Consider the following 24,865-nt stretch of genomic DNA (forward strand, 5'->3'; position numbering starts at 1 on the left):
GAGATCGTCCTCGGTCAGCCACGGCTGGGGCGGCCAGCCCGTATCCTGAAGGAAGCCTGGCCACGGATTACAGTTTACGGGCCGCTACGCCTTCGAAGGTGATTTTCACGGGACGAATCGTATTATCTTCATTAAAGTAAAGCTTGTCGATGCACACCACCCGGTGGTTCGCAGCCGTTTCGGTCAACGGACGTCTATGGTAAACGATATAATATTCGTCGGTATCCGGGATTTGAAGATAGCCGTGATGTCCCGCCCCGGTCGCCACTTCAGGATCCTGCTGCAAGATCGTATCGATTCTCTCGAATGGACCCAGCGGCGATTCCGCAAGCGCGTAAGCAACCCGATAATGAGGACCGCCCCATCCGCCTTCCGCCCACATGAAGACATACTGGCCGTTCCGCTTGATCATGCACGGTCCTTCCACATAGTCCTTTGGCGTAACTTCGCGATAGACGGTTCCGTCCTCGAACGGAAGCAGGCTGATCATATCCTCGCCGAGACGGACCACGTTGCAATGTCCCCAGCCTCCGTAGTAGAGGTATACCTGACCGTCTTCATCCCGAAAAACATGCGGATCGATAGGCTGCGCGCCATGGTGGAACCGGTCGATGAGAGGTTTGCCTATTGCATCGCGGAACGGCCCCTCCGGACGGTCCGCAACCCCGACGCCAATGCCTCCAAGCTCGTCATTGCTTTGAATATCGTTCGCCGAGAAATAGATATAATATTTTCCGTTGCTCTCGATTGGCGAAGGCGCCCACACCGCTTTATGCGCCCACTCGAAATCCTTCTTGTCCAAAACCCGCTCTGCCTTGGTCCAGTTGACCAAATCGTCCGAATGGAAGGCATCCAGATACAGCTGCTCCTCGTACAGCGCCGAATAAGTCGGATAAATCCAATACCGTCCCTCAAAAATTCTTGCTTCCGGATCGGCATACCAGCCAGGAAATACGGGATTGCCGGATGTAAGCTTATTATTCATGAATAGTTCCTCCTAGTCGAAATCAATGTAGTAAGTAAGTATACGAAGAGCCATAGAAAACAGTAGAAGTGTCTTGTATTTCTACACTTCCTGTCGTGAATTTATAGTGCTTATATTCTTGAATCGATTAGTAAAGCGCTTACACAAGCCCGATATTTGCTTCTTTATCCTAACCTCCTTATGATTTTTGTCGTTTCCTCCAACAACTTATTATGCTAAGGACGACAAGTTCACACACTATCTTTGAACCTATAGTAATACGAACCCCTACATTTTTCAAACCTTTTTTGCGCAAATAGGAGCTTCCTCCTACCCGTCTAAGGAATTCCTAGCCCGTATGTTTATTGTTTTTTGCCTTCACCGGAAAGTTAGTATACCATTACAGACTAAGTTAAGTTATAATCAAAGAAATGTTGTTATGAGGTGACTCGAAAATGAGTGAAAAAGAGCCTGGACTACCTAAGTATCAAATTGTGAAGGATTATGTGCTCGCACAAATCGATAATCAGGAAATTTCCAAGGATGACCGCATTCCAAGCGAATCGGAATTTTCGAAAATGTTAAATGTAAGCTCCATTACGGTCCGAAAGGCGCTTTCCGAGCTAGTAAACGAAGGAGTTATATACCGCGTTCGGGGAAAAGGAAGCTTCGTGGCCGCCAGCCAAACCGCCGTAGCCGAAAAAGCTTCCAACCTGGTTGCTTTTGTGATCTCCGGCGTTGAAATGTACGACAGCTCCTATATGCAGATTATGAAAGGCATTCAGTCCTTCCTCGGCAAGCATGATTGCAAATTGATTATCGAATTCGTGGAGAACGATTTCGATCAGGAACGCGAGCTTATTTTACGGTTAATCCAATCCGATATCAGAGGCCTTCTTATTTACTCCTCGGATCCGGTCGCGGCAAAGAGCTACCTGAATGACATCCGGAAGAAATCGATTCCATTCGTCATGCTTGACCGCTCGCCTGCAGGATATCCTGTAAATGTCGTAACCTGCAACAATCACGACGGCGCCTATGAAGCCGTTGAGTATTTAATCCGGAACGGTCATAAGAGAATCGGCTTTGCCGCTTACGATTTCCATCTCAGCCCGGAGGTTGACCGGTTCAACGGCTATAACAACGCCATGATTAACGCTTCCCTGCCCGTGAACAAGAAGCTTCTCTATCTGGAGAAGGAATTGGATTACGATACGCTTGCCGGGCAAATTCAAGAGGGAGAAATTACGGCCCTCTTTTGCACGAATGACAAGCGCGCCCTTGAAGTACTCGAGCAGCTGACCAGCCGGGGAATTCGAATACCGGATCAAATCTCGCTTATGGGCTTCGATGATTTCGAGAGCTCCAAATTCGCCAAGGTTGCCCTTAGTACGGTGAAACAGTATTTTGACGTGCTCGGTTACGAAAGCGCCAAGCTGCTGCTTGAAATCAGCGAAGGAAATTCTTACGGGAACAAAAAGGTCATGCTCCCTACCAGCCTGATCATCCGGGATACGGTTAGACCGATCTAACAAGCAAAAAGACTGCTCTCCGACAGGGGTGCAGTCTTTTTTATCGGCCATGAAACAATGGCGATGAGGTTTAAAAGGTTGAAGATCGGTAAAAGCTGATCGAATACGTTTACCCGTACTACATTTATAGGAGAAGCACGGATGGATCTGAACAATAATCCGCTCGTTAAGAAAGCTTATGCGAGCCCTAAATTAAGACAATACCTCTTAAACAAAGGAACCATGTTCCTTTATTGCGATTACGCCGGCTTTGCTTTGCAGAACGCTTACGGCGCTGCTTGTTGCACCGTTTTTAACCGGACGATCCGTTTAACCGCCAAAAAATTGCCGATCAGCAAAGATTACGGCTCTAACTACGGCGAAGTATTGGCGATTATTTTCAGCTTGGACACCCTGGCTGCCGCGTATGCAGCGTTAGAGCATCCGCCTAAAATCGCCGTCGTTTACACCGACTGCATCCGTATATCGCATTTGCTTGCACAGCGGAATCACTCGCAAACCCGAAACGAACTCGCAAGAACCGAGCTGTCAGCCGCCTTGGCCACCTTCAACTCCAAATGCCCCGCGATCACTCTTCAGATCAAATACATAAGCAAGCACAAGAAAAACAACGACTTGCATCGGCTGGCGCATAACGCTGCCCGGGAGGCTGCGCGTTCGCTTATTTTGTCGTAGAGCCAAAATCCGTCACTTGCAGGTCGATATCCAAATTGATTTTCGAAGCGCTAAACGTGTCATCCCAATTGGACTTGACCGTTTTCCATAAGCCCGGCTTCTGAATCCTCACGGCTTTGCCGAATTTAGCGACATCCACCTTGTAGCGGGTCTGCATGACGTTCAGCAGATGCTCGAGCATGCTCGTCAGCTTGCTCTTGAATAGCTTCTCCGCCTCTTTCTGATAAGACCTCAAGGAAGGGTTCCCCTCCGCATCCCAATCCTCGCTAATTCTGCCCTTGGTTTCGACACGGACCCGGAAGGTAAGCTGATTGTCTTTATCCGTCTCTACCCGGATACGGGTTTTCATGGCTTTCATCTCGTAAGTGATTGGATTATGATGCTCGTCGTAGGTTTTGATCGCTCCGCTATCCCCTTGGTTTGTCAGCCAGTCGATGCACGCAACGTCCTCCTGCGTCAAATTCCCGATCCAGCGCCCGGTATCCCCTTTGATAATGCCGGCTCCCGAGAATTCGATTTGTTTTTTGGCCCGAATTATATTCTGAAGAATAAAGCTTTGTTTGGAATGCATCAAGGCGTCCAGATCCGTCAGCAGAACGGCGTCCATAATCTTGCTTGTCCGGAACTGGTTCTGCACCACATCGTTAATATAGAAGGAAGGCACCTCGTCGGGCGTCTTTATGGTTAAAGCTTGTTCCGCCTTGCCCGTGCTTAGAAAAATTTTCACGCTAGGCCGAATATCGTTATCGCGCAGCATAAAGTTCGTCACCTGCTTAATGTTTCTCTCTTGCAGCAGCTCCGAGGAGATCACGATAATTTTCAAATGATGGCCAATAATCGGCTTATTCAACCGAAGGGAAAACTGGCGGAAAATCTCAAGAACGGAGTCGCCCGTTGCGGTAATATTCATATAGGGGGAAGTCTTGCCCTTTACTTCATCCTTGGAGCCCGTCTTCAGCGGGACAATTTGAACGGTTGCCGTTATTTTATTTTTCTTGGAATAGCTTCCTCCCTCTTGCTCGAATTCCTTTTCCATCGGGCTCTCATTGCCCGTATCCAGCGCCATGCCCGCGTACACCGCGAGATCTTCAATCTCTTTGCTGCTCCAGCAGCCGGATTGCGTGAGCAGTACGGCTGCAAGCAGCAGTCCCGGAAGCTTACGTTTTCTCATGTTGAGGACCACCTTTGGATCTTATCGTCGCAATTAGCGAAAGACAGACGGGAAACAAAATAAACAGAAATATACTAAAATAGCCGATATCATCCCCAAGCTTGAATACCTCATTGATGTTCTTCGGGATCATGGCTGCAAGAAAGATGAAGGGTACAAGCGCAAAAATAACCGACTTGTAAGGAAGGTTAAACAATTGCGACAAACCTAGGGACGAATTATAAAAGAAGCTGCTGTAATTGCAGAACATCTGCATCAGCCAAATGACCATCAGCGGGAATTCAAAGCGTTCGAATAGAAATCCCGTAACCTCGAAGCTCCGTATCAGATCTATCGTTGGCCAGGTACTGGTTACGGCCGAATCTACGGACAAACCGCCGATGACCATTATGATGGTAAAAAAGTAAATCACGGCAGGAATAGAGATTCCAGCCAGCATAGCTTTCAGAGCTTGCTTTGGATGATCCAATTGCGCCACCAACGTCATTACAACCTCGCAACCCGAATAAACCAGAACGGTTGATTTGAGCCCCAGAATAACCGGAAGTATCCCGTCTCCCAGAACGGGCCTTAGATTATCGAGATGGAATAACCTCAAGCTCAGCAGATAGGAAACAATCAGAATAAACAAGCTGATGGGAAAAACGATCTGTCCCACCCGCGCGATTGCATTGATGCCTCCTCGGATCAAATAGGCGCCCAGCCAAATAAAAGGAATCGTGATCGCCCATATCGGCGTGCCTTCCAGCAAGTAAAACATCGTTACCTCGGACATCACGCGGATCTCGAAGCCTGCGATTGCGATGTAATACAGGACTAATAACAAGCACCATAAAATGCCGGGATACCGGCCAATTACGCTTTGCGTATATTGAAATACGGTTTTGCCCGGGAAGCGCAGGCTTAATTTGACCATCAAGACAACTACCAGCATAACGACCAATCCGCCCAAAAGCACGGAAATCCAGCTGTCCGGCGTTTTCACCGTCTCGCTTACGCTTCTTGGCAGGGTCAAGATGCCAGCCCCCAGCATCGTATTATTTAAAACCAGCGCCGCTTGCGAGGATGTGATTTTGTCGTCCGGCGCAAGAAAGGATTTTGAAGCGGACATCGTTTTCCCTCGATTCTATCTGCGTTTGTTTTGCATCGTTTTCATCAGCTTTGGTCTCCTCTTCATCATGAAGATCGGCACGCGAATAAAGAAATCCTTCCAGTCGCTCCAGCGGAATGGCGTAAGCGGGGTGAGATAAGGAACACCAAAGCTTTTTAATTTGGCTAGATGACAGCAGATCAGCAAGAAGAACAAGATGGTCCCGAACATGCCCAAAATGGAGGCAAACAGCATAGCCACGAACCGGAGAAGCCGAAGCGTAATCCCGGCGCTGTACATCGGAATCGAAAAGGATGAAATCGCCGTGACCGCAACTACGATGACCAGAAAAGGACTTACGATTCCCGCTTGAACGGCCGCCTCTCCAATAACAAGACCGCCAACGATGCCCATTGCGGGTCCAATCGGCTTGGGCAGCCGAATTCCCGCCTCTCTCAATATCTCGATGGAAATTTCCAGTATGAGAACCTCAATTAAAGAGGGAAACGGAACGCCCTGCCGGGTCTCAATAATCGTTAGAGCAAGCTCCGTAGGGATTAGCCCCGGATGAAACGAAATAAAAGAAATATACAAGGATGGAGCCATTAGAGCGATGAAGGCCGCCAGAAAACGGAGAATGCGCAATAAGGAACCGGGCATCCAGCGTTCGAAATAGTCCTCCGGCGATTGCAGAAGCATGCTGAAGGTAACGGGCACAATCAGCGCGAACGGCGTTCCGTCCAGCAAAATCGCGATTCTGCCTTCCAGCAGCGCCGCCATAACCCGGTCAGGACGCTCCGTGTTTTGGGTTTGCTGGAACGGACTTAGATAGTTATCCTCAATCAATTGCTCGATATAACCGGACTCCGCGGCATAATCAAGCCTGATTCCTTCTATCCGGTCGGTAACCTCCCGAAGCAAGTCCGGATTGACGATCTGATCCAGGTATACGACAGCCAATTCCTTCTGGATAGTGTGACCAATCAAATAGCTTCGGATTTGAAGATTTTCCGTGACTCCCTGCTTTCTCAGGATAGCCGTATTTATATTAATATCTTCCGTAAAGCCAATCCGGGAGCCTCGCAGCAAGGTTTCGGACACCGGCTCCGTAATATCGCGGGCAGGACCGCTTGGCGGATTGATTAAAAGAACTTCATTTCGACCATCAATAACCAGGGCCAAATAGCCAAATAAAATGGCCTTTGTCAGCTCCTCCATCGAGGAAATCGCATGTACCGAGTTCGTTGGTAAACGTTCAATGAGCGGGAGAGGCAGCTCCGTATCCCGCAGCATCTGCATAATCTCCATTTTTAGCAATTGATCTTCCTGCATGCCCTTAACAAAAATGAGAGCAGCACGAATCTTGGCATCCCCCATGGTCAGTTCGCGGATGACAACGTCGCTGTTTAACCCGATCGTGTTCCTGATTTTATCGATATTGGTATCGTAATTTGCGGAAATGGGATGAATGGGCGGCTCTTCGTTATCCGAAGCGTTCATGCTGCTCGCCCCGCCTGAAGAGACCAGCTTGTCATCCGCTAAAGAGGCAAGTGCTTTATAAATCCGGTAGATCAACAGGGGAACAACAAGAGTAATAAAGGCCTGGAATAACACGCTCCATCCCGGAATATGGGATTTAATCGAAGATAACATTCATAATCCTTCCTTTAATTACTCTCGTTCAGATCGAATGCAGATTGGGGAAATGGCAATGTAAGAATAATATTCCTAATTTGGCTTCAAATATACAAAGTTAGGCTTTTGCTGGCCTATTGAACGACTGGCATCCCTATATTTTTTAAAAAAAAGACAATTCCCTTCTGTAATCAGAAGAAAATTGTCCTTGATCGTTTCGTTATTTGATTTGGCCGTAATAGGCATTAGCGCCATGCTTCCGGAGAAAATGCTTGTCGAGCAAAGCCTGATCCATCGGCTGAATGTCCGGATTAAGATTATAAGCATGAAGGGCCATCTTTGCAACTTCCTCCACGACTACCGCATTATGAACGGCCTCATGCGGATCTTTGCCCCAGTTGAATGGCGCATGGCTGTTCACAAGCACGCTTGGTATCATCATTGGGTCTTTATCCTTAAACGTTTCGACAATGACGTTGCCGGTCTCGAGCTCATAAGCGCTTTCGATCTCCTCGCGCGTCATTGCGCGGGTAACCGGGATTTCGCCGTAGAAGTAATCGGCATGAGTGGTCCCCAGAGCAGGAATCCCCCGGCCGGCTTGCGCCCAGCTTGTTGCCCACGGAGAATGCGTATGCACGATTCCGCCAATCTGCGGAAAGGCTTTATATAAGACAAGATGCGTTGGCGTATCCGAGGATGGTTTGAGCTCGCCCTCTACCTTATTCCCCTCAAGATCCACAACAACAAGATCCTCCAGCTTAAGCTGATCGTAAGGCACGCCGCTAGGCTTGATGACCACAAGGCCGCTTTCCCGATCGATACCGCTCACATTTCCCCAGGTAAACGTAACAAGACCATACTTAGGCAAATCCAAGTTGGCTTCCAATACCTCTTGCTTTAACCGCTCCAGCATGTTGCTCATCCTTTCGTCGATCCTCATTTTCCAATGTCATTATACACTTGTACGTACATGTTTTCTACATTTATTTTGTCACGACCCGCGACTTGTCATTACATCTTGCGGGTCGATTCTCTAATAATCAAGCTAGGCTTGTAAGTTTTGGATTCCGGCATCAAGGTGCCGCCGCTCTCGATCAGCTCGAACAACAGGCTTGCGGCGTCCTCTCCCATTTCCGCCTTCGGATGAACAAGCGTTGTCAGCTTCACTTCGGATGCCGTTGCGAGCGGCGAGTCGTCGAATCCAACCACGGATATATCCTGCGGTACGGATAGCCCGGCTTGGCGGATAACTTCGAGCAGATGCAGAGCCAGCTCGTCGTTGTAGCAGACAAATGCCGTTGGCCGTTCCTCTTCCGGAAGCTCCAGGAGCCTTGCCGCTTCTTCAATCGGCTTCTTCGCTTTCTCCTCCGTCCGGTAAGCCACAACAAACTCCGGCTGAAGGAGACAGCCTTCCTGCTGATGCGCGCGCATAAAGCCTTTCAAGCGCAGCACGCCCTGCTGGTCATCCGTCTTGAAAAACCCGACAATCCGGCGATGTCCCAGCTCGAGCAAATGCTGAGCCGCCGTACGGCCTCCATCTTCATCGTCGATGACAAGAGAAGGACAGCTGATTTCCGGGTATCGGGCGTTTATCATGACATAAGGAATTCGCCGGTTGTTAAGCGCGAGAAAATAAGCCAGATTCGGATTTCCTTCGGCGCTTTTGGTCGGTTCGATAATCAAACCGCTCAGCGGCTGGCTGGTTAACATGGACAGGCTTTCCCGTTCCCTGCCCTTATCGTTGTCCGTGCTGGAGAGCAGCAGCCGATAGCCTTTGGCCCGAATCGCCGCTTCCGTCCCGCGTACGATATGCGGAAAAATATAATCCGAAATATAAGTCGTTATGAGGCCTATCGTCTGGGTTTCCGCACGGCTCTCGCTTTCCCGCGCATCCGCTACGAAGGTCCCTTTTCCTTGCAGACGGTACAGCCTGCCTTCCTTCTCCAGCTCTCCTAGCGTTTGGCGGACGGTTTGCCGGCTTAGCCCGAACTGCTCGGATATTTCGTTCTCTGACGGCATCTGCTCATTGGGCTGAAGCTTTCCCGTCTCCAGCCATGCCAATATTTCTTTCTTGAGCTGAATGTATTTCGGCAATGATTTTTCTTTCATGAACCTGCCCCTTTTCTAGCTTGTCTGTACGATTCTGCGATATGAGTATAGATTAACAAATCGGAGCCAGGAAATACTACTCCCGGCTCCAATCGTTCCTTCTATCTATCTGCATGCGATTTAACGGTTTATTTCAAGTATTCAACCGCGGCTCTTTCAATGGAAAGTCCCGTCTTATACCGTTTCATAAAGACCTCGAAGCCTTCCACATCCTTCGGATCAGGGGAAACCTGCGAGCCGGCTTTGCCTGCGAATACGTTCTCGTTCAGGAAGTCTTCCAGCGTCTCGTTCTCCGCTTTGTTCACCATGTAGGAAGCAAGCAGGGCAATCCCCCACGCTCCGCCTTCACCGGCGGTCTCCATGACGGAGACCGGAACGTTCAGAGCGCCAGCCATGATTTTTTGTCCTACGCCTTCGGTCTTGAACAAGCCGCCATGACCAAGGATCTGGTCCAGCTTCACTTCCTCTTGCTTAAGAAGAATATCCATGCCAATCTTAAGCGCGCCAAGCGCGGTAAACAGATGAACGCGCATGAAATTCGCCAGATTGAAGCGGCTCTCCGAGGAACGCACGAACAATGGGCGTCCTTCTTCGAAATGCGTCATGTGCTCGCCCGACAAATAGCCGTAAGCCAGCAGTCCGCCGCCATCCGGATCGCCTTGCAGCGCCAGGTTGTACAGAGTGCCGTAAAGCTTGTTAGCGTCAACATGAAGACCCATTGCCTGGGCAAACTCGTCAAACAAGCCAACCCATGCATTCAGATCGGACGAACAGTTATTGGAGTGAGCCATAGCGACCAGGTTGCCGGTCGGCGTCGTAACGAGGTCGATCTCATCATAGGCCTTGGACAGCTCCTTCTCCAGAACAACCATCGCGAATACCGAGGTTCCCGCCGATACGTTGCCCGTGCGCTTCGCAATACTGTTCGTCGCAACCATGCCTGTTCCGGCGTCCCCTTCGGCCGGACAGAACGGAATTCCCGCCTGCAGCTCTCCGGTCACGTCCAGAAGCTTCGCTCCTTCTTCGGTCAGTACCCCTGCACGCTCGCCCGCAACCAATACTTGAGGCAAAATATCCTCAAGCTTCCATGGAAGCTCTTTTGCCGCAATCCGCTCATTAAACTGATTAATCATAACCTCGTTAAAGCTTCCCGTATGGATATCAATCGGAAACACGCCGGATGCTTCGCCTACGCCAAGATTTTTCTGACCGGTCAATTTCCAATGAATGTACCCCGCCAGAGTCGTCAGGAAATGAATGTCGGCAATATGCGCTTCCCGATTCAGAATCGCTTGATACAGATGGGCAATGCTCCAGCGCTGAGGAATATGGAAATTGAACAATTCGCTCAGCTCCGCCGAAGCCTGCTCCGTTATATTGTTTCTCCATGTGCGGAAAGGAACAAGCTGATTGCCAGCCTGATCAAACACCATGTAGCCATGCATCATTCCGCTAAAACCAATGGCGCCAATAGTCTGCAATGCCGCGCCATACCGCTCCTTCACATCGGCCGCCATCTTCCGATAGCTGTCTTGAATGCCCTTCCAAATATCCTCCAGGCTATACGTCCAAATATTATTGAGGTAGCTGTTCTCCCAGTCATGACTGCCCGATGCGATTGGCGTATTGTCTTCCCCGATGAGAACTGCCTTAATCCGGGTTGAGCCCAGCTCGATTCCAAGCACTGTTTTGCCGTTCTTAATAGCCTCTTTCATATCAAGACTCATGTTTGTTCCTCCGTTATGGTTAATGAATTGAAATGAAGTTCAGTTTAGCTAACTTGTCTGTAGACAGTATACCATCATTGAAACTTGTATGTACATGTGAAAATAGAGTGAGAATGAGAATTCCTTCTGTTATCCATACAATGTTCATTTGAACGTTTGGCCATGGAGGGCATATACTTAAGCTACATTAGTTATTTATAATGATTCTAATCTAGAAAAAAGGAGTGAGTGTCATGAACAAAGGGGACTATCATCATCTCCCGCATGTGAAAGAGCAGTCCGCATCCAAAAAAACGCTGTGGCTCACCTTAACGTTAACCTCAATCTTTACGGCTATTGAAATCATCGGCGGCTTATTGTCCGGCTCGCTTGCTTTGCTCTCCGATTCGGCCCATATGGTATCCGACGTATTGGCTCTTGGTTTAAGCATGTTCGCCATCTATATGGCATCGCGGCAGCCTACCAGCCAATATACCTTCGGATTCGTGCGTTTCGAGATCATGGCTTCATTCTTGAATGGCCTTGCGCTGGTGGCTATCGCGGGATTCATCTGGTACGAGGGCGTTCAGCGGCAGATCCATCCCGAGCCGGTAGACATGGGCCTCATGCTTGGCATTGCCGTAATCGGTTTGATCGTGAATGTCGTACTTACCCTGCTGCTGCACCGCAGCGCGAAAGAAGAAGAGAACCTGAATGTCAAAAGCGCGTTATGGCACTTCATTGGCGACACGCTCAGCTCGGCAGGGGTAATCGTGTCGGCCATTCTGATGAAAGCGACGGGCATTCTTCTCTTCGACCCGATTATTAGCATGGTAATCGGCGGCATAATCGCGATCGGCGGCGTAAAAATTATCCGCGAATCTTACGTTATTCTCATGGAGGCGGTGCCGGAGCAATTTAACCTGGAGTCGATACGCCAGGATTTGAGCGGAGTGACAGGCGTATTGGACGTTCACGACATGCATTTATGGGCCGTGTCCACCGATCATTATTCCTTAACCGCCCACGTTCTTGCGGATTCCCATACCCAGCCGTATTGCATTACGCTTGCCTTGACCGAACTATTGAAAGAGAAATACGGCATCGTGCATTCGACCATCCAGATTGAGCATGCCGCTATTCATCATCACGGGGAATACGGCCGTCAGTTTTTAACTTTAACCTAACGGAACGACAAACCTAGAGATCAGCATTAGGCTGGTCTTTTTTTGTATCTGAATAATAAAAAGCGCTTAAAGAAAAATTAATTTAAATACAATTTTTGGAGGAGCCAAATGTCTGAATACTATGTCATTTTTATAAGGAGTATTTCTTCCTTTATCCTCCTTTTAATCATCACAAGATTGATTGGCAAACAAACATTATCCAATATGAATAGCCATGATTTCGTAACCGCGATTATCCTAGGCGCCATCGCGGCGAACATTGCGTTTAACGAGAAGATCGTTCTATCCCATCTAATAATTTCGCTAGGTGTATTTACTGTCACTTCGTGGCTGCTTAGTCTTTTATCTTTAAAAGGAAGAATTGCGGAGAGATGGTTATTCGGAAAGCCATCAGTCGTCGTGGATGGAGGTGTACTCCTTCAGGAGAACATGAAGAAAAACAAATTAACACTGGATTCCTTTAACGAGATGCTTCGGGAGAAGGAGATTTTTGATATTTCCGAAGTAGAGTATGCCCTGCTTGAAAACAGCGGCAAACTCTCCGTTCTGAGAAAGAAAGAATATCGGCATCTCAATTTGCATTTGCTAAATTCAGAAAAAAAATATCCGCCAAAACCAATAAACTTTCCTGTAGAACTCATAAAAGAAGGCAAGTTTATTTACGAACACCTGCATGAGGCGAATATTAAGACGGAAATGATCGAAAAGGCTGTGCAGAAGAAAGGACACGCTCTTACCGACGTGTTTTATGCCGTAAGAGGTACCGATGGAAAGCTGTATTTTGATTTTTATCAAGACCAATTAGAGCATCCAACAGATATGTAGGTTCTGTCCAGAGGGTAATTACTGAACTCACAGCGCGCTTCTGCCCGCCATGAGTTTATTGAAAGGTTATGCGGCTCTATTCTCCGTCGACTGAGCCACCCGTCGTTCAATCAACCAAACCAATCCCCAGAACACGATTGTGCTGAGTATCGCGATAATCGCCGAACCTCCTGCATGAATAACCGCCACAACGGCAAACACGGTTGCCAGCAAAAAATGAATTTTGCGCAAATGCTTGTTCTTTACGCGGCGGATTAAAAAACCGTACACCCCTAACGATAGCAGCAGCGCAAATCCTGCAATACCTGTATAGGTGTCGTCCTTGATTCTCGCTTGAGTCAGAAAATAGAGGCCGTGAACAGCGATCAGGACGATTGCTGCATAACCAGCAAGTCGATGCGCTTTGTCAAAAAGCTTGACCAGCTTCTTCACGAGAGGAGATGGCGATTTACGCTTTCGCTTCACGCGAAGCCACGCGTAACTAAGGGCGGTACTCCACACAGCAATCGTTCCCAATGTCTTGAATAGTTCTTCGTTCCCTCTATCCCCGGGCTTTATTCCAGGAAGGCCTTGGCGGCTTACGCCAAACCATGCGTGGAAGATCAAGGCAAAACCAGCCATCGCCACAACAACGGCGGGTACAAAAACGCCTCGGCTATGTTTCATGCTTTCCCCTTCTCTCGTCAACGTTTGAACCAGTATATAAGGTAAGTATTAAATAGGTCTTAAGAATTTATTATTCCCTTATTATCTCTTCTTTCAATAAAAAGAGACAATCCCCAGATTGGATTGTCTCCGGCTGTTCTGCGCTGCCTCACTCACATCGTGCTAAGACGCAGCTCATAGAAATACTGAACGACGGGATGCTTGAGCTTGATCTTCCCGCTCATGTTTTGAATGCGTTTCTTCCCGACCCTTCTATCAATCAACGCCAGGATATTCAGTAAGATATCCTTGCTCTCTATGCTCTCCTCTATGGAGAGGGATAGAAACTTGTTCGCTACCGCAACAAAGTTAGATTTGCTTAAGGCGGTCTGTGCCGACAAGAGCTCTTTTGCAAGCTCGCCTATTTTTCGGCCTCTCGCAATCACCTTCAGACGCTCCTCGGGAACCAGCCCCTTCGTATCTGCTCTGACCGCATCAAGCTCTTCCTTGCTGATCGGAATTTGAAGCTGCGGATCATTCTTGATTTCCTGCTCCGTCTGATACCATCTGATCGATGTCGATGCATCGCTCATATTAAATACGTTCTTCTTGTCTACAGCTATATAACAAAGCCCTGCTTTATCGGGTAAATAACGGTAGCTGGTTGACCGGTATTCGACTCTCCCCGATAACGCCGGACTAAGAAAGCTCTCCAATTGCTGCTTCAGTTTGCTCCAGGACATGTAAGCCTCCAAATTTCATTACTTCTTGTCTATCATACAATAACGGGCACATCATTCCTATCTTAATCGTCGAATGCAAAGCTAACCAAAAGGCGGCAAACCCGAAAGGGATTGCCGCCTGGAGGAAAAACGTTTCCGGCTTATTTCGCGGCTTGCTTCTCCGCAATCGCGTTGCCTGCCTTCGAAATTTCGTTATAAGCATCTTCAATCGATTTCTGTCCGAACATAACGGAATCCATCGTTTTCTTGTAATTGTCTACCCATTCCGTCCACCCTGCCGCAGCCGGAGAGAACGGCATGGCTTTGTCGATCGACGTATCGTATAGCTTCTTGCCCAGCTTTTCCTTTGGCGCCAAGGTAGGCTCAAGCGCGGTATAGATCTCGTCGTAGATCGGAATGCCGAAATTCGTGCCGTACGTTTCGCCGGCTGCCTTATCCGTCACGAACCATTTGATGAAAGCCTTCGCCGCATCCTTGTGCTTGGAATCGGTGCTTACGCTCAGGAAGATGGTTGGCTGAGCCCATCCGCCTCCCTCTGGCCCCACCGGAAGGTTGACAACGTCTATTTTTCCGGGCATTAACTGCTCAAGCGCCCCTACCGAACCAACCGTAGCTCCCCGCGTCATGACTTTGCCGCTTGCCATCGGATCCGCTTGCGGATCGTTTTCCTTAAACGCGCTGACCATGTCCGCGGGAGGTACGATTTTCTTTTCGCGGAATTCCGAATGGATGCCGTAGAACTTCATGAACAAGTCTTTGTCCAGATTAAACTTCTTGCCATCCTCTTGAATAATCCGGCCTTTGCCGTAAGACATTTGATAATACTGGTAAAAATCCCACGTATCCGTGTCGCTGATCGGATAGACCCCTTCCGGGAGTTTGGCGCGGGCATTTCTCGCGAAATCGAAATATTCGTCCCAAGTCCAATCCTTCTTCGGCAGCTCTATGCCGGCAGCCTCCAGCGCTTCCTTGTTGAACGCCATGCCTTGCGCGTTGCGGCTGATCGGAATACCGTAAAGCTTGCCGCCGATTTTCAAGTTTTCCAGCGTCTTCTCGTCGATGACGCCGCTAAGATCGATATCCGACAAATCCTCCAGCGTACCTCTGGTCGCATATTCTTGAATGTATGCACCGTCCATATGAAGGACATCGGGCAGCGAATGGGAAGCGGCCAGCGTCGGCAGCTTCTTCCAATAATCGTCCCATGCCATGTATTCAGGCGAGAAGGTGACCGATGGATTTAACTTCGTATAGACCTCCTGCGTTTTCAGCATTGCCTGATGCCTGATATCCGCTCCTTGCCACATGATCTTGAGCTTCACCGGAGCATTGGGATCGCCATTCCCGCCGGCGTTCGAAGCGTTCGCCTCTCCGTTGTTCGCACCGCCGTTGCCGCAAGCCGACAATGCCAGTGTGGCGGCCAGCATCAATAACGTGAATCCTTTGCATACACTTCGCTTCATCTTCTTTTCCCCTTTACCTTATATTTTGAAGCCGGGTCCGCCATGCCGTTATCCCTTTAAGCCCGTCGTTGCAATCCCCTCGACAAATTGCTTCTGCGCGAAGAAGAACAAAATGACGGACGGCAGAACCGATAGCAGCGACATCGCGAGCAGCCTGCCCCATTGGATCTCAAATTGATCCACGTACATGCGCAGCGCCAGACCCACCGTAAATTTGCCAACCGAATTCAAGTACAGCATTTGCGCGAAGAAATCGTCCCAGCTCCATATGAACGTAAAAATCGCGACGGTTACTAATGCGGGCTTGATCAGCGGTAAAACAATCCGATAGAAAATACCGTAAACGGAAGCGCCGTCGATCTTGGCTGCCTCATCCAGCTCCCGCGGGATGCCTCTAATGAATTGCACGAGCAAAAAGATAAAAAACGCGCCGCCGCCAAAGAAATGCGGCAGAACTAACGGGATGTAGCTGTCCATCAGCTGCAGCTTATTGTAGAGAATGTACTGGGGAACAATCGTCACTTGCCCCGGCAGCATCATCGTAAGCAGCAGGATCGAGAATAAAGCGCCGCGGAATTTGAAGTTTATGCGGGCAAAGCCGTAAGCGACAATCGCGCTTGTGAGAACGCCTCCCATCACGTTCCAGAACTCCATGAGAAGCGTATTTCCGAAGAAGCGTCCAAACGTAAATTCGGGAGAGAATTGCCAGCCCTTGGTGTAATTTTCCCAAATCGGCGCTCTGGGCCAGATGGAAGGCGAGCTCATCTCGGCCGTCGTTTTGAGCGAAGCGCCCACCCACCATATAACCGGATATAACATCAGGAGAGAGAACGCAATCAGCAGCAGATGGCCGGTTACCTTTTGATTCTTTAGCGTTTTGATCACTTCTGCTTCCCTCCGTCCGTCTCGTAAAATACCCAATAACGCGATACCAGAAAGTTGATGGCGGTCATCAGCGCTACGATAACGAGCAGAATCCAGGCCAGCGCGGAAGCGTATCCCATTTGATAATGCTTAAACGCCTTCTCGTAAAGGAACAGCGCGTACATATACGTCGAATTGATCGGGCCGCCCTGCGTAACGATAAACGCGGAGGTGAACATTTGGAAGGAGCCGATAATGCCAAGCACCAGGTTGAAAAACATGACCGGCGACAGCATCGGAAGCGTAATGTGAAAAAACTTCCGCAGCCTCGTAGCGCCATCCACCGACGCCGACTCATAAAGCTCGCCCGGAATCTGCTTCAGCCCGGCCAGAAATATAACCATCGTAGAGCCGAATTGCCATGTATTCAGCAAAATCAGCGTTCCGAGCGCGGTATGCGGATTCGTTATCCATCCGACGCCCTGAATGCCGAACCAGGAAAGCACATGATTGAAATAACCGTTCAGATTAAACATGTTGCGCCAAAGTGCCGCGACGGCAATGCTCCCGCCGATTAAAGAGGGAAAATAGATCGCCGTCCGGTACAGATTCATGCCCCTCACATTTTTGTTCAGCATCATCGCGACCATTAAGGAAAAGAAAAGCTTAAGCGGGACGGAAAACAACACGAAGATGAAGGTGACCCTCAGCGATGTCTTGAAATCGTTATCGTTTGTGAAAATGTTGGCGTAGTTATCCGTTCCGGTCCAGGTCGGAGCCTCAAGCAGCGAGTACTCCGTAAACGACAAATAAAACGACTGGATGATCGGCCATGCGGTAAGCAGCAAAAAACCTATTAACCAAGGTGAAATGAAAATGTAGCCTGCCAGATTGTTATCGTTTGTTCCTTTGAGCTTCTTCGTCAAGCGCAGCTTGGCCGCCGCCGCCGGCTTATTCATAGCTTCCGCCTTCATTTCATGTTCATCCCCCCTCACAGCATCTATAAGGCTCATTCTATTGAAATCGCTTACACGTGTACATGCGATAGAATTATGAATTGGTTTGTTTTTTTACACTTTTGAGAGACCTTATAGATCCTTCCGAACGCAAAAAAAGCTATGCAGCCGGAGCATGCATAGCTTGTTTCCTCTATTAATCCCGCTTATCCGTTTATGCTTCCGGCAACCGGCCTTCGTTCCGCCATGGCCGCTTCCATCAAGCCTTTGATATACCCTACGCCATACAGTCGTCCAAGCGTTTCGTAACCGGGGTTCGCATTGTCCTCCCCTTCCATGGTCGGGACATGGTCGGGCCTCGACGGTCCGTCGAACCCAACCTCGTAATATACCTTCATCGCCTCGTACATATCGGTCTTGCCGTCATCGTGGAACGTCTCCTGGAATTTATCGGGCGTACCCGCGACGTCACGGAAATGCACGAAAAACAATTTGTTCTGGTTCGCGAAGCGGCGAATGACATCAGGGATATGCTCGCCCGCGGTTGCCAGCGTGCCTTGGCATAGCGTAATTCCGCTGTATTCGCTTGGCACGAGGTCAATTGCCCGCTGCAGCGCCTCGCTATTTCGAAGAATGCGCGCTATGCCGCGAATCGGACTTATAGGCGGATCGTCGGGGTGCAAAGCAAGCTTGACCTTGGCCTTCTCGGCAATCGGCACGATTCTCTCCAAATAATAACGCAGATTGTCCCACAATTGCTCCTCCGTTACGATCCCCGCCTCCGTTAGCGGCGCGTTTTGCATTAAGGCATGATCATAGCTCGACACAAGCGCCCCGCCGCGGGTACGCGTCGTCGTCGATGTGCGGAACCAATTGAATTGCGCCATGAAATTGTAGCATAAGACGGGAATGCCAAGAGCGCCCATATTCGATATGAGCTGGCCCATCCATTCAATCTCTTCGTCGCGGCCCGGCAGGCCAAGCTTGATCTTATTCGTCGGCGGAGCAGATTCGATGACAAGCAGCTGAATCCCGTGATTCTCGTAGCGCTGCTTCATATGAAGCAGATTCATATAATCCCACGGCTTTAAGCCGTTATCTTCCTTAGGCAGCGGACCAACGGCGTAATCGACCCCCATCTGCTTCGCCAAATGCCATAACCGGTTCGGATGGGAAGTGAAAAATTCGGCTAATTTCATAACCGTACACGCTCCTCTTATTCTCGTTAATAACCTCCATTGGATTGATAGCAGTTTAATTGGCATCCCGGAATTCGCTTGGCGACAAACCTACCTTCTTTTTGAATATTTGACTGAAATAACGAGAGTCCTGGTAGCCTACTCGTTCGGCGACCTCATAGTTTCTAAGATGCGTCTGCTTGAGCAGTTTTTTGGCATGGGCTATTCGGATGCGGGTCAGATGCTCGATAAACGTAACGCCCATTTTCGATTTGAATAAAGAGCTTAAATAGGCGGGAGTAATGAATACTTTATCGGCTACGTAATGCAGGGATGCCTTATCGTATTCCTCCTCCATTAAAGTAACCGCTCTCTTAACTAGATTGCGATTCAGATTGTCGGATACGCCTGACGTCCCTCCCATTCCTTGAATGGCTTGGCATACGGCATCCGTCATTTCTTCCAGCGTGTTCAGCTGCATGAGAGCCGTCATATCGGGCGTACTGCATAAATGGGACTGGCCAAGCTCGTATTTGACCCGAAGCTGCAAGCTGACCAGAAGCTGAAGCGTCGCGTCGACGACTTTGTTGACCGGCAGCGGGCCGCTGCTGGTAAGCTTCCCGTAGAAGGCTTCCACCGCTTGGCGGGTTGCCGCATATTCGGTGACGGAGTCGCTAGTCAGGAGATGCAGAAGCTCGTCTTCCCTTTCCAAGGGGTATTCGGCGTCCGTTGCATACTCGGGAATACTGCTGAAGTAAATGGGCTGTGCGTATTTCTGGTAGAATTGGTGCTTCAATGCGAAGAGGGCTTGCTCGTATCCATGATGCAGACATGATAATTGCGAAGAAGGATTGCTGATGCCCAGCGAAATCGTTTGAGGGTTAATGCTATGCTCTTGGCTGCAAATGCTGCCGTACAAATCCATGACGGAATCGCGGTCGTCCCAGGAGAATAGGACCCCGACGTTTCCCTTGTCATCCGGAAGGATAGCCATATTATCCGGCCCATGCCGCTTGATGACCGTATACAATTCATCCGCCGCGTACCTCCGGGACCAGATATTCGAATCTGCGCAGCTAATGCTAAACAAGGCTAGAGCCGGATAAGAGTAATAAGCATGAAGCCCGCTCATCTCCAGCCTCCTCTTCATTTCTCCGGCTTCGAAGCCACTGCCGGCGAGCAGGTCGTTCAGCGTGTGGACCCGAACCATTACCCCTTGCTTCATAATCGGTACTCCTCTCTTAAGAAAGGATGATTAAAAGAATGCGGCGCGGCTGACGAGCTACTCGCCGGTATAGTTTTTATAGAAATCGAGTCCCCTTACCAGCTTCGTTTCCGTCTGCCCGACGTCGCCCGATTTGATGAGATCCAAGATCTCGGTATGGGAATCAAATAGCGTATAGCCCGGATGATCTTGGTTCGTTATCGTAATAAAACGCATCACTTTCGTTTTGATGCTGTTCCAAATGTCGTATAAAAGCGCATTCCCGCTTCTCAAATAAAAGTAGCCGTGAAAGAGCATATCCAGTTCGACCAGCCTGTACGAATCGTCCTTGTCAATGGCTTCCCGCATGCCCTGAATGATGCCTTCCAGGTAAGCGATATCCTTATCCTCCAGCACCTTCATCGCCCTGCGGAGCGCCTCGCCCTCGACCATTTGCCGGAGCTCGTAAATGTCTCGTATTTCCTTGGCTGTAATCTCGGAAACGGCCGAGCCCTTATTCATTTTTCCGACAATAAGACCTTCCTGCTTCAACCTCTCGAGCGCTTCCCTGACGGGTGCTTGACTGACATTGAATTGTTTGGCGATATCCAGAACGATCATGCGGTGTCCGGGCAGCAGTTCACCCTTCATAATTTTTTTCTTTAAGGCGATATAGACATGCTCGCTTAGAGAGATAGGACTTTGCTCTGAACTGGCTGTCTCGATGGACACGGGCTCTCACCACCTTGAAATTTGGAAATTCTTTGGATTATCGATAATCGATAATTCGATGCTATTCGCTTCGGACGGGAATGTCAAGATAAAATTTAAACGCTTTCATACCGGATCATCAACCGTAAAAAAACAAACAAAATCATAATTTTGCGGCATGGCTTTTCGCTTGAAACGATCGGTAAGATGGTCATGTAAAGCGAATCGCCTGCCGAAGGGAGTCCGAGATTCATGGAGGAGGTGTACATGGCTTGAAGAGGAAAGTCGTTTTTATCGCGGATGCCGGCAGCTGGTCCGCCGATTCTCTTATCGAGCGGTTTAGTCAAGCTGGCGCGAATCTGATTTTGAACGGTTCTCAAGGGGATAAGCAATGGGACGATGTGCTCGCTGCCTGCGCAGCCGCAGGCTCCGACGTGCTCGTTACCCATGCCGACCTATGCAGCAGCCGCGACTTATCGACTACGCTGGATCATGCCGAGCAGCTGCTTGGCCCCGTCGATGTCATGATTCACAATTGCTGCGAAATAAGGCCTGTCTCTGTCGAAAGCTGCAACGAAGCGGAGTTTGTCGAAACCATGCGTATAAATGCCAAATCGGCCTTCATCTGTACCCAGACGTTAGGCAAACGAATGGCGGCTAGAGGCAGCGGAAGCATCATCTTCGTCAGCTCCATTCATAACGAGAAGCCGACCGGCTCATCCTTTGCCTACAGCGTATCGCAAGGTGCGGTAAAGATGCTGGCTCATGAAGCAGCGTTGTTTCTAGGCCGGTTCGGCGTCAATGTTAATGTGATTGAGATGGGTCCTACGGAAGGGGCGGACATGACGTTTCAAAGCGCCGTTTCCGGACTTTACGACGATTACCGTTACAAGGTGCCTGGCACCAAGCTCGGGACGGCTGACGATTTGGCCGGGCTTGCCTTCTTCCTTGCGGGAGAGGAGGCCGGCTATTTGAACGGAGCCGATATCCGGCTGGACGGCGGTTTTCTCCTGCATTATATGGATCATCGCATGAACAAGCCTGCCGAGGAGGAGTCGCAAACGTCATGAGCCACAGCTTGATAGGAAGATCGGCACTTGTCACCGGAGCGGGAACGGGCATCGGCAAAGGCATTGCCCTAGAACTGGCGAAGCGCGGCGCAAGGGTTGCTATTCACTACAATTCCAGCGGGGCCGGGGCCACAGACACGCAGCAGCAAATCGAGGAGCTTGGCGGCAAATGCATGACCGTGCAAGCCGACGTCGCCGACCGGGAGCAGATCGTCCGCATGGTCGATACGGCAGCGGCGGAGCTTGGCGGCATCGACATTCTGGTCAACAATGCCGCTCTTCAGCTTAACCTTAACTGGTTCGACTATACGGAAGAGCTATACGACCGCGTCATGAACATCAACCTTAAGGGTTACTGGCAATGCATGCAGGCGGTTATCCCTTATATGAAGAAGCAGCAATTCGGCCGCATAATCAACATTTCCTCCGTGCATGGCAAAAGACCTACCGACTTCGACGTCGTCTACTGCATGTCGAAAGGCGGCATCAAAATGCTCGGGAGGGAAAGCGCGATAGAGCTGGCCCGATACGGCATTACGGTCAATACGATCGCGCCCGGCGCGGTCGACGTCGGCAAATTCAAGGCCTCGCATAAGGAACCAAACCGCAAGAAATTCCCGCTTGGACGCGTCGGACTGCCTGCGGACATCGCTTCGCTCGCCTGCTACTTGGCCTCGGACGAAGCTTCGTTTATGACCGGCTCCACCATCCGCATGGACGGTGCAGGCATGTTAATGTAATCCATTGTTTATGCCAAATTCCCTTAAAGGAGCCATGCCCGTGACTCAACAGGAAACCTATGAAAGCACGTTAGCCCACGTCAACACTAACTCCAAGCCTTCGGAGCTTCGCATTACCGACATTCGATTTGCCGATATCGCAGGCGCTCCCATGCACTGCAGTCTGATCAAGGTATTCACGAACCAAGGCATCGTTGGTTTCGGCGAAGTGCGCGACGGCGCCGACAAGCAGTTTGCCCTTCAGCTTAAAAGCAGGCTTCTGGGCGAAAATCCGTGCAATATCGACAAGCTGTTCCGCAGAATCAAGCAATTCGGCGGACATTCCCGGCAAGGCGGCGGCGTGAGCGGCATCGAGATCGCGCTCTGGGACATTGCGGGCAAAGCTTACGGCATGCCCGTCTATCAAATGCTGGGCGGCAAATTCCGCGACCGGATCCGCATGTATTGCGACACCGACGTTGACGGCAAGGATACGGGGAAGGCCATGGGCTTGGCGCTGCAAAAAAGAATGGAACAAGGCTACACCTTCCTTAAGATGGATCTGGGCATCAATCAAATTATTAACGAGCCCGGAACGTTAAGCGCTCCCCTAGGCTTCCTGGAGGAGATGAAGGCGCTGTCCAAATCCTGGTATTCCCGCAAGCATTCGAACCTCTCAGAGCATCAGCTGCGCGAAATACGCAGCCGCCACTACGATATTTATAACATCGCGCATCCGTTTACGGGCATTCATGTGACCGAGAAGGGTCTCGACATGCTGGAGCAATACGTTGCCGACGTTCGCATGGTCGTCGGCTACGAGGTCCCTCTTGCCGTAGACCATTTCGGGCACATTGGCTTGCAGGACTGCATCAAGCTGGGCCGCCGCATCGAGAAATACAATCTCGCTTGGATGGAAGACATGATTCCGTGGCAGTACACGAATCAATATGCCCAGCTCGCCAGAATGGTGACGACACCGATCTGCACCGGAGAGGACATCTATCTCAAGGAGAACTTCAAGCCGCTTCTGGAATCCGGCGGCGTATCCGTCATTCATCCCGACGTGCTTACGACGGGCGGTATTCTCGAAACGAAAAAAATCGGCGACATGGCCCAGGAATACGGCGTCGCGATGGCCATCCATATGGCAGAAAGCCCTATCGCCTGCCTCGCAGCCGTACACGCCGCGGCCGCCACGGAAAACTTCCTGGCGCTCGAATACCATTCCGTCGATGTCGATTGGTGGGACGATCTGATCGTCAGCAAGCTGCCGAAGCCGCTTGTCCAGAATGGTTTCATTCATGTGCCTGATGCGCCGGGCCTTGGCATTGAAGCGCTTAACGACGAGGTTATCGCTCAGCATCTTCACCCCGAAATTCCAGGATTGTGGCTTCCTACCGACGAATGGAACGGCTATTGGTCCAATGACCGGCTGTGGAGCTGAACATGTTAGTCGAATAAAAATAAAGCGAGGTGTCCCTTATGAGGTTTAATAATGCCGAAGATACAATTCAATTATCGCCGTTATGGGAAGGCGAGCGCTTTCCGGACGGCCGTCCCAAGGTGCCGTCCAGCGTGCTTGGCCGCTTGAGCAGGATCACGCTTGAGGAAGCTTGGGGGCCACTCTGGTCAAGAGGCTATCATTATCAATTCGAGGGTGATTTCAAGATCATTCACCCGAACAAGGTGATGGTCGGACGCGCGGTAACGGCCGTTATGGTGCCAAAACGTCCGGATTTGCATGACACGCTGCTAAACTACGGCCATGAACAAGAAAATCGCAGAGGGTTTTTCAACCAATGGGTGATCGATTCGCTGGAGGAAGAGGATGTTGCCGTTATCGATATGTTCGATAAAATCTATCAAGGCACCTACGTAGGGGGCAACCTGTCCACGGCGATATCCACCCGCACGAAAACCGGAGGTGCCGTGATTTGGGGCGGCATACGGGACAATCAGCAGGTTCAGCAAATCGAAAACATTAATGTTTTCTATCGCGGCAGCGACCCGACCGCGATCGCGGACGTCACGATGGTCGGCATGAACGTTCCCGCCCGCATCGGCCGGGCCGTCTGCCTCCCTGGCGATGTTGTGCTAGGCACGCCGGCCGGCGTCATCTTCATTCCGGCCCACTTGGCCGAATTGACGGCAACCCATGCGGAGAAATCGCAGGTCCGCGACGTGTTTGGCTTTGCGCGTCTGAACAGCAGAACCTATACGACGGCGCAAATCGACGCAGCCTGGACGACGGCGATGTGGCAGGACTTTATCCAATGGTTTGATACCGATAAAGCTGCCTTGCCTTACCGGCATTTAACCTGGGAGCAGGAGCTGGAAGAAGCGCGCCGGAACGAACATAACGGTCCTTCGAGCGATGTCCGGTTATAAGAGAAGGGCTGCATACGGTTGCCAATC

Annotated in this window: 23 protein-coding genes; 8 read left to right on the forward strand and 15 right to left on the reverse strand. The window is 50.1% G+C overall.

Translation table 11 applies throughout. The features are described from left to right. Positions 1-67: 67 nt before the first annotated feature. A complete protein-coding gene (locus EV294_RS11740) occupies positions 68-985 on the reverse strand; it encodes a glycoside hydrolase family 43 protein (protein WP_132306936.1) in 918 nt (305 codons plus the stop codon). 434 nt (positions 986-1,419) lie between these two features. Between EV294_RS11740 and EV294_RS11745 the strand changes: the two genes are divergently transcribed. Both EV294_RS11745 and EV294_RS11750 read left to right on the forward strand, forming a co-directional pair. After that, positions 1,420-2,496: a GntR family transcriptional regulator gene (locus EV294_RS11745; RefSeq protein ID WP_132306938.1), complete on the forward strand. Its 1,077-nt coding sequence runs from the start codon at positions 1,420-1,422 to the stop codon at positions 2,494-2,496. 141 nt (positions 2,497-2,637) lie between these two features. Then, positions 2,638-3,171 (forward strand): hypothetical protein, encoded by a 534-nt coding sequence (locus EV294_RS11750; protein ID WP_132306940.1) that lies wholly within the window; start codon positions 2,638-2,640, stop codon positions 3,169-3,171. Here the strand turns inward: EV294_RS11750 and EV294_RS11755 are convergent. The 6 genes from EV294_RS11755 to EV294_RS11780 all read right to left on the reverse strand — a co-directional run bounded on the left by EV294_RS11755 (position 3,158) and on the right by EV294_RS11780 (position 10,903). After that, entirely contained in the window at positions 3,158-4,342 is a 1,185-nt protein-coding gene (locus EV294_RS11755; protein ID WP_132306942.1) for a Ger(x)C family spore germination protein, read from the reverse strand. The two genes, EV294_RS11750 and EV294_RS11755, sit on opposite strands and share 14 nt — an antisense overlap. Continuing rightward, positions 4,329-5,453 carry a GerAB/ArcD/ProY family transporter gene (locus tag EV294_RS11760; RefSeq protein ID WP_132306945.1) on the reverse strand — a complete coding sequence of 375 codons (1,125 nt, stop codon included), beginning with the start codon at positions 5,451-5,453 and terminating at the stop codon, positions 4,329-4,331. The genes EV294_RS11755 and EV294_RS11760 overlap by 14 nt, the downstream gene beginning before the upstream one ends. Before the next feature lie 15 nt (positions 5,454-5,468). Next, on the reverse strand, positions 5,469-7,085 hold the full coding sequence (locus EV294_RS11765) for a spore germination protein (protein ID WP_132306947.1): 1,617 nt from the start codon (positions 7,083-7,085) through the stop codon (positions 5,469-5,471). 202 nt (positions 7,086-7,287) lie between these two features. Then, complete coding sequence (gene araD, locus EV294_RS11770) at positions 7,288-7,980, reverse strand: L-ribulose-5-phosphate 4-epimerase (protein WP_132307175.1); 693 nt, start codon at positions 7,978-7,980, stop codon at positions 7,288-7,290. 98 nt (positions 7,981-8,078) lie between these two features. After that, positions 8,079-9,176 (reverse strand): GntR family transcriptional regulator, encoded by a 1,098-nt coding sequence (locus EV294_RS11775; RefSeq protein WP_132306949.1) that lies wholly within the window; start codon positions 9,174-9,176, stop codon positions 8,079-8,081. A gap of 128 nt (positions 9,177-9,304) precedes the next feature. Beyond that, positions 9,305-10,903, reverse strand: coding sequence for a xylulokinase (locus tag EV294_RS11780; protein ID WP_132306951.1), 1,599 nt, complete (start codon positions 10,901-10,903; stop codon positions 9,305-9,307). A 233-nt stretch (positions 10,904-11,136) separates the two neighbouring features. Between EV294_RS11780 and EV294_RS11785 the strand changes: the two genes are divergently transcribed. Beyond that, positions 11,137-12,069 (forward strand): cation diffusion facilitator family transporter, encoded by a 933-nt coding sequence (locus EV294_RS11785; protein WP_132306953.1) that lies wholly within the window; start codon positions 11,137-11,139, stop codon positions 12,067-12,069. A gap of 108 nt (positions 12,070-12,177) precedes the next feature. After that, positions 12,178-12,894 carry a DUF421 domain-containing protein gene (locus EV294_RS11790; RefSeq protein WP_132306955.1) on the forward strand — a complete coding sequence of 239 codons (717 nt, stop codon included), beginning with the start codon at positions 12,178-12,180 and terminating at the stop codon, positions 12,892-12,894. A gap of 66 nt (positions 12,895-12,960) precedes the next feature. Here EV294_RS11790 and EV294_RS11795 read toward each other — a convergent pair whose 3' ends face one another. From EV294_RS11795 to EV294_RS11830, 8 genes are all read right to left on the reverse strand, one after another. After that, positions 12,961-13,560, reverse strand: a complete 600-nt coding sequence (locus tag EV294_RS11795) for a hypothetical protein (RefSeq protein WP_132306957.1) — start codon at positions 13,558-13,560, stop codon at positions 12,961-12,963. Between the two features lie 152 nt (positions 13,561-13,712). Then, positions 13,713-14,282: an SF0329 family protein gene (locus EV294_RS11800; RefSeq protein ID WP_132306959.1), complete on the reverse strand. Its 570-nt coding sequence runs from the start codon at positions 14,280-14,282 to the stop codon at positions 13,713-13,715. Between the two features lie 140 nt (positions 14,283-14,422). Beyond that, complete coding sequence (locus tag EV294_RS11805; protein ID WP_132306961.1) at positions 14,423-15,745, reverse strand: ABC transporter substrate-binding protein; 1,323 nt, start codon at positions 15,743-15,745, stop codon at positions 14,423-14,425. Positions 15,746-15,793: 48 nt separating this feature from the next. Further along, entirely contained in the window at positions 15,794-16,627 is an 834-nt protein-coding gene (locus EV294_RS11810; protein ID WP_481856070.1) for a carbohydrate ABC transporter permease, read from the reverse strand. Next, positions 16,627-17,583: a carbohydrate ABC transporter permease gene (locus EV294_RS11815; RefSeq protein WP_132306965.1), complete on the reverse strand. Its 957-nt coding sequence runs from the start codon at positions 17,581-17,583 to the stop codon at positions 16,627-16,629. Before EV294_RS11815 ends, EV294_RS11810 begins: the two co-directional genes overlap by 1 nt. A gap of 188 nt (positions 17,584-17,771) precedes the next feature. After that, positions 17,772-18,764: a mannonate dehydratase gene (locus EV294_RS11820; protein WP_132306967.1), complete on the reverse strand. Its 993-nt coding sequence runs from the start codon at positions 18,762-18,764 to the stop codon at positions 17,772-17,774. 55 nt (positions 18,765-18,819) lie between these two features. Further along, a complete protein-coding gene (locus tag EV294_RS11825; protein ID WP_132306969.1) occupies positions 18,820-19,968 on the reverse strand; it encodes a helix-turn-helix domain-containing protein in 1,149 nt (382 codons plus the stop codon). Between the two features lie 57 nt (positions 19,969-20,025). Further along, positions 20,026-20,679, reverse strand: coding sequence for a GntR family transcriptional regulator (locus EV294_RS11830; protein WP_132306971.1), 654 nt, complete (start codon positions 20,677-20,679; stop codon positions 20,026-20,028). Between the two features lie 251 nt (positions 20,680-20,930). Here EV294_RS11830 and EV294_RS11835 point away from each other — a divergent pair, with 251 nt between their 5' ends. Genes EV294_RS11835 through EV294_RS11850 form a run of 4 tightly spaced genes read left to right on the forward strand, consistent with a single transcriptional unit; the run spans position 20,931 to position 24,838 of the window. Next, the gene (locus EV294_RS11835) at positions 20,931-21,728 is read left to right on the forward strand and encodes an SDR family NAD(P)-dependent oxidoreductase (protein WP_132306973.1); all 798 of its coding nucleotides are present in this window, start codon (positions 20,931-20,933) and stop codon (positions 21,726-21,728) included. Next, positions 21,725-22,468 carry an SDR family NAD(P)-dependent oxidoreductase gene (locus EV294_RS11840; RefSeq protein ID WP_132306975.1) on the forward strand — a complete coding sequence of 248 codons (744 nt, stop codon included), beginning with the start codon at positions 21,725-21,727 and terminating at the stop codon, positions 22,466-22,468. Before EV294_RS11835 ends, EV294_RS11840 begins: the two co-directional genes overlap by 4 nt. 40 nt (positions 22,469-22,508) lie before the next feature. After that, entirely contained in the window at positions 22,509-23,894 is a 1,386-nt protein-coding gene (locus tag EV294_RS11845) for a mandelate racemase/muconate lactonizing enzyme family protein (protein ID WP_207918129.1), read from the forward strand. 38 nt (positions 23,895-23,932) lie between these two features. After that, positions 23,933-24,838: an RraA family protein gene (locus tag EV294_RS11850; protein ID WP_132306979.1), complete on the forward strand. Its 906-nt coding sequence runs from the start codon at positions 23,933-23,935 to the stop codon at positions 24,836-24,838. The last annotated feature ends 27 nt before the right edge of the window (positions 24,839-24,865 follow it).

The organism is Paenibacillus sp. BK033, assembly GCF_004345425.1.
Lineage (GTDB): Bacteria > Bacillota > Bacilli > Paenibacillales > Paenibacillaceae > Pristimantibacillus.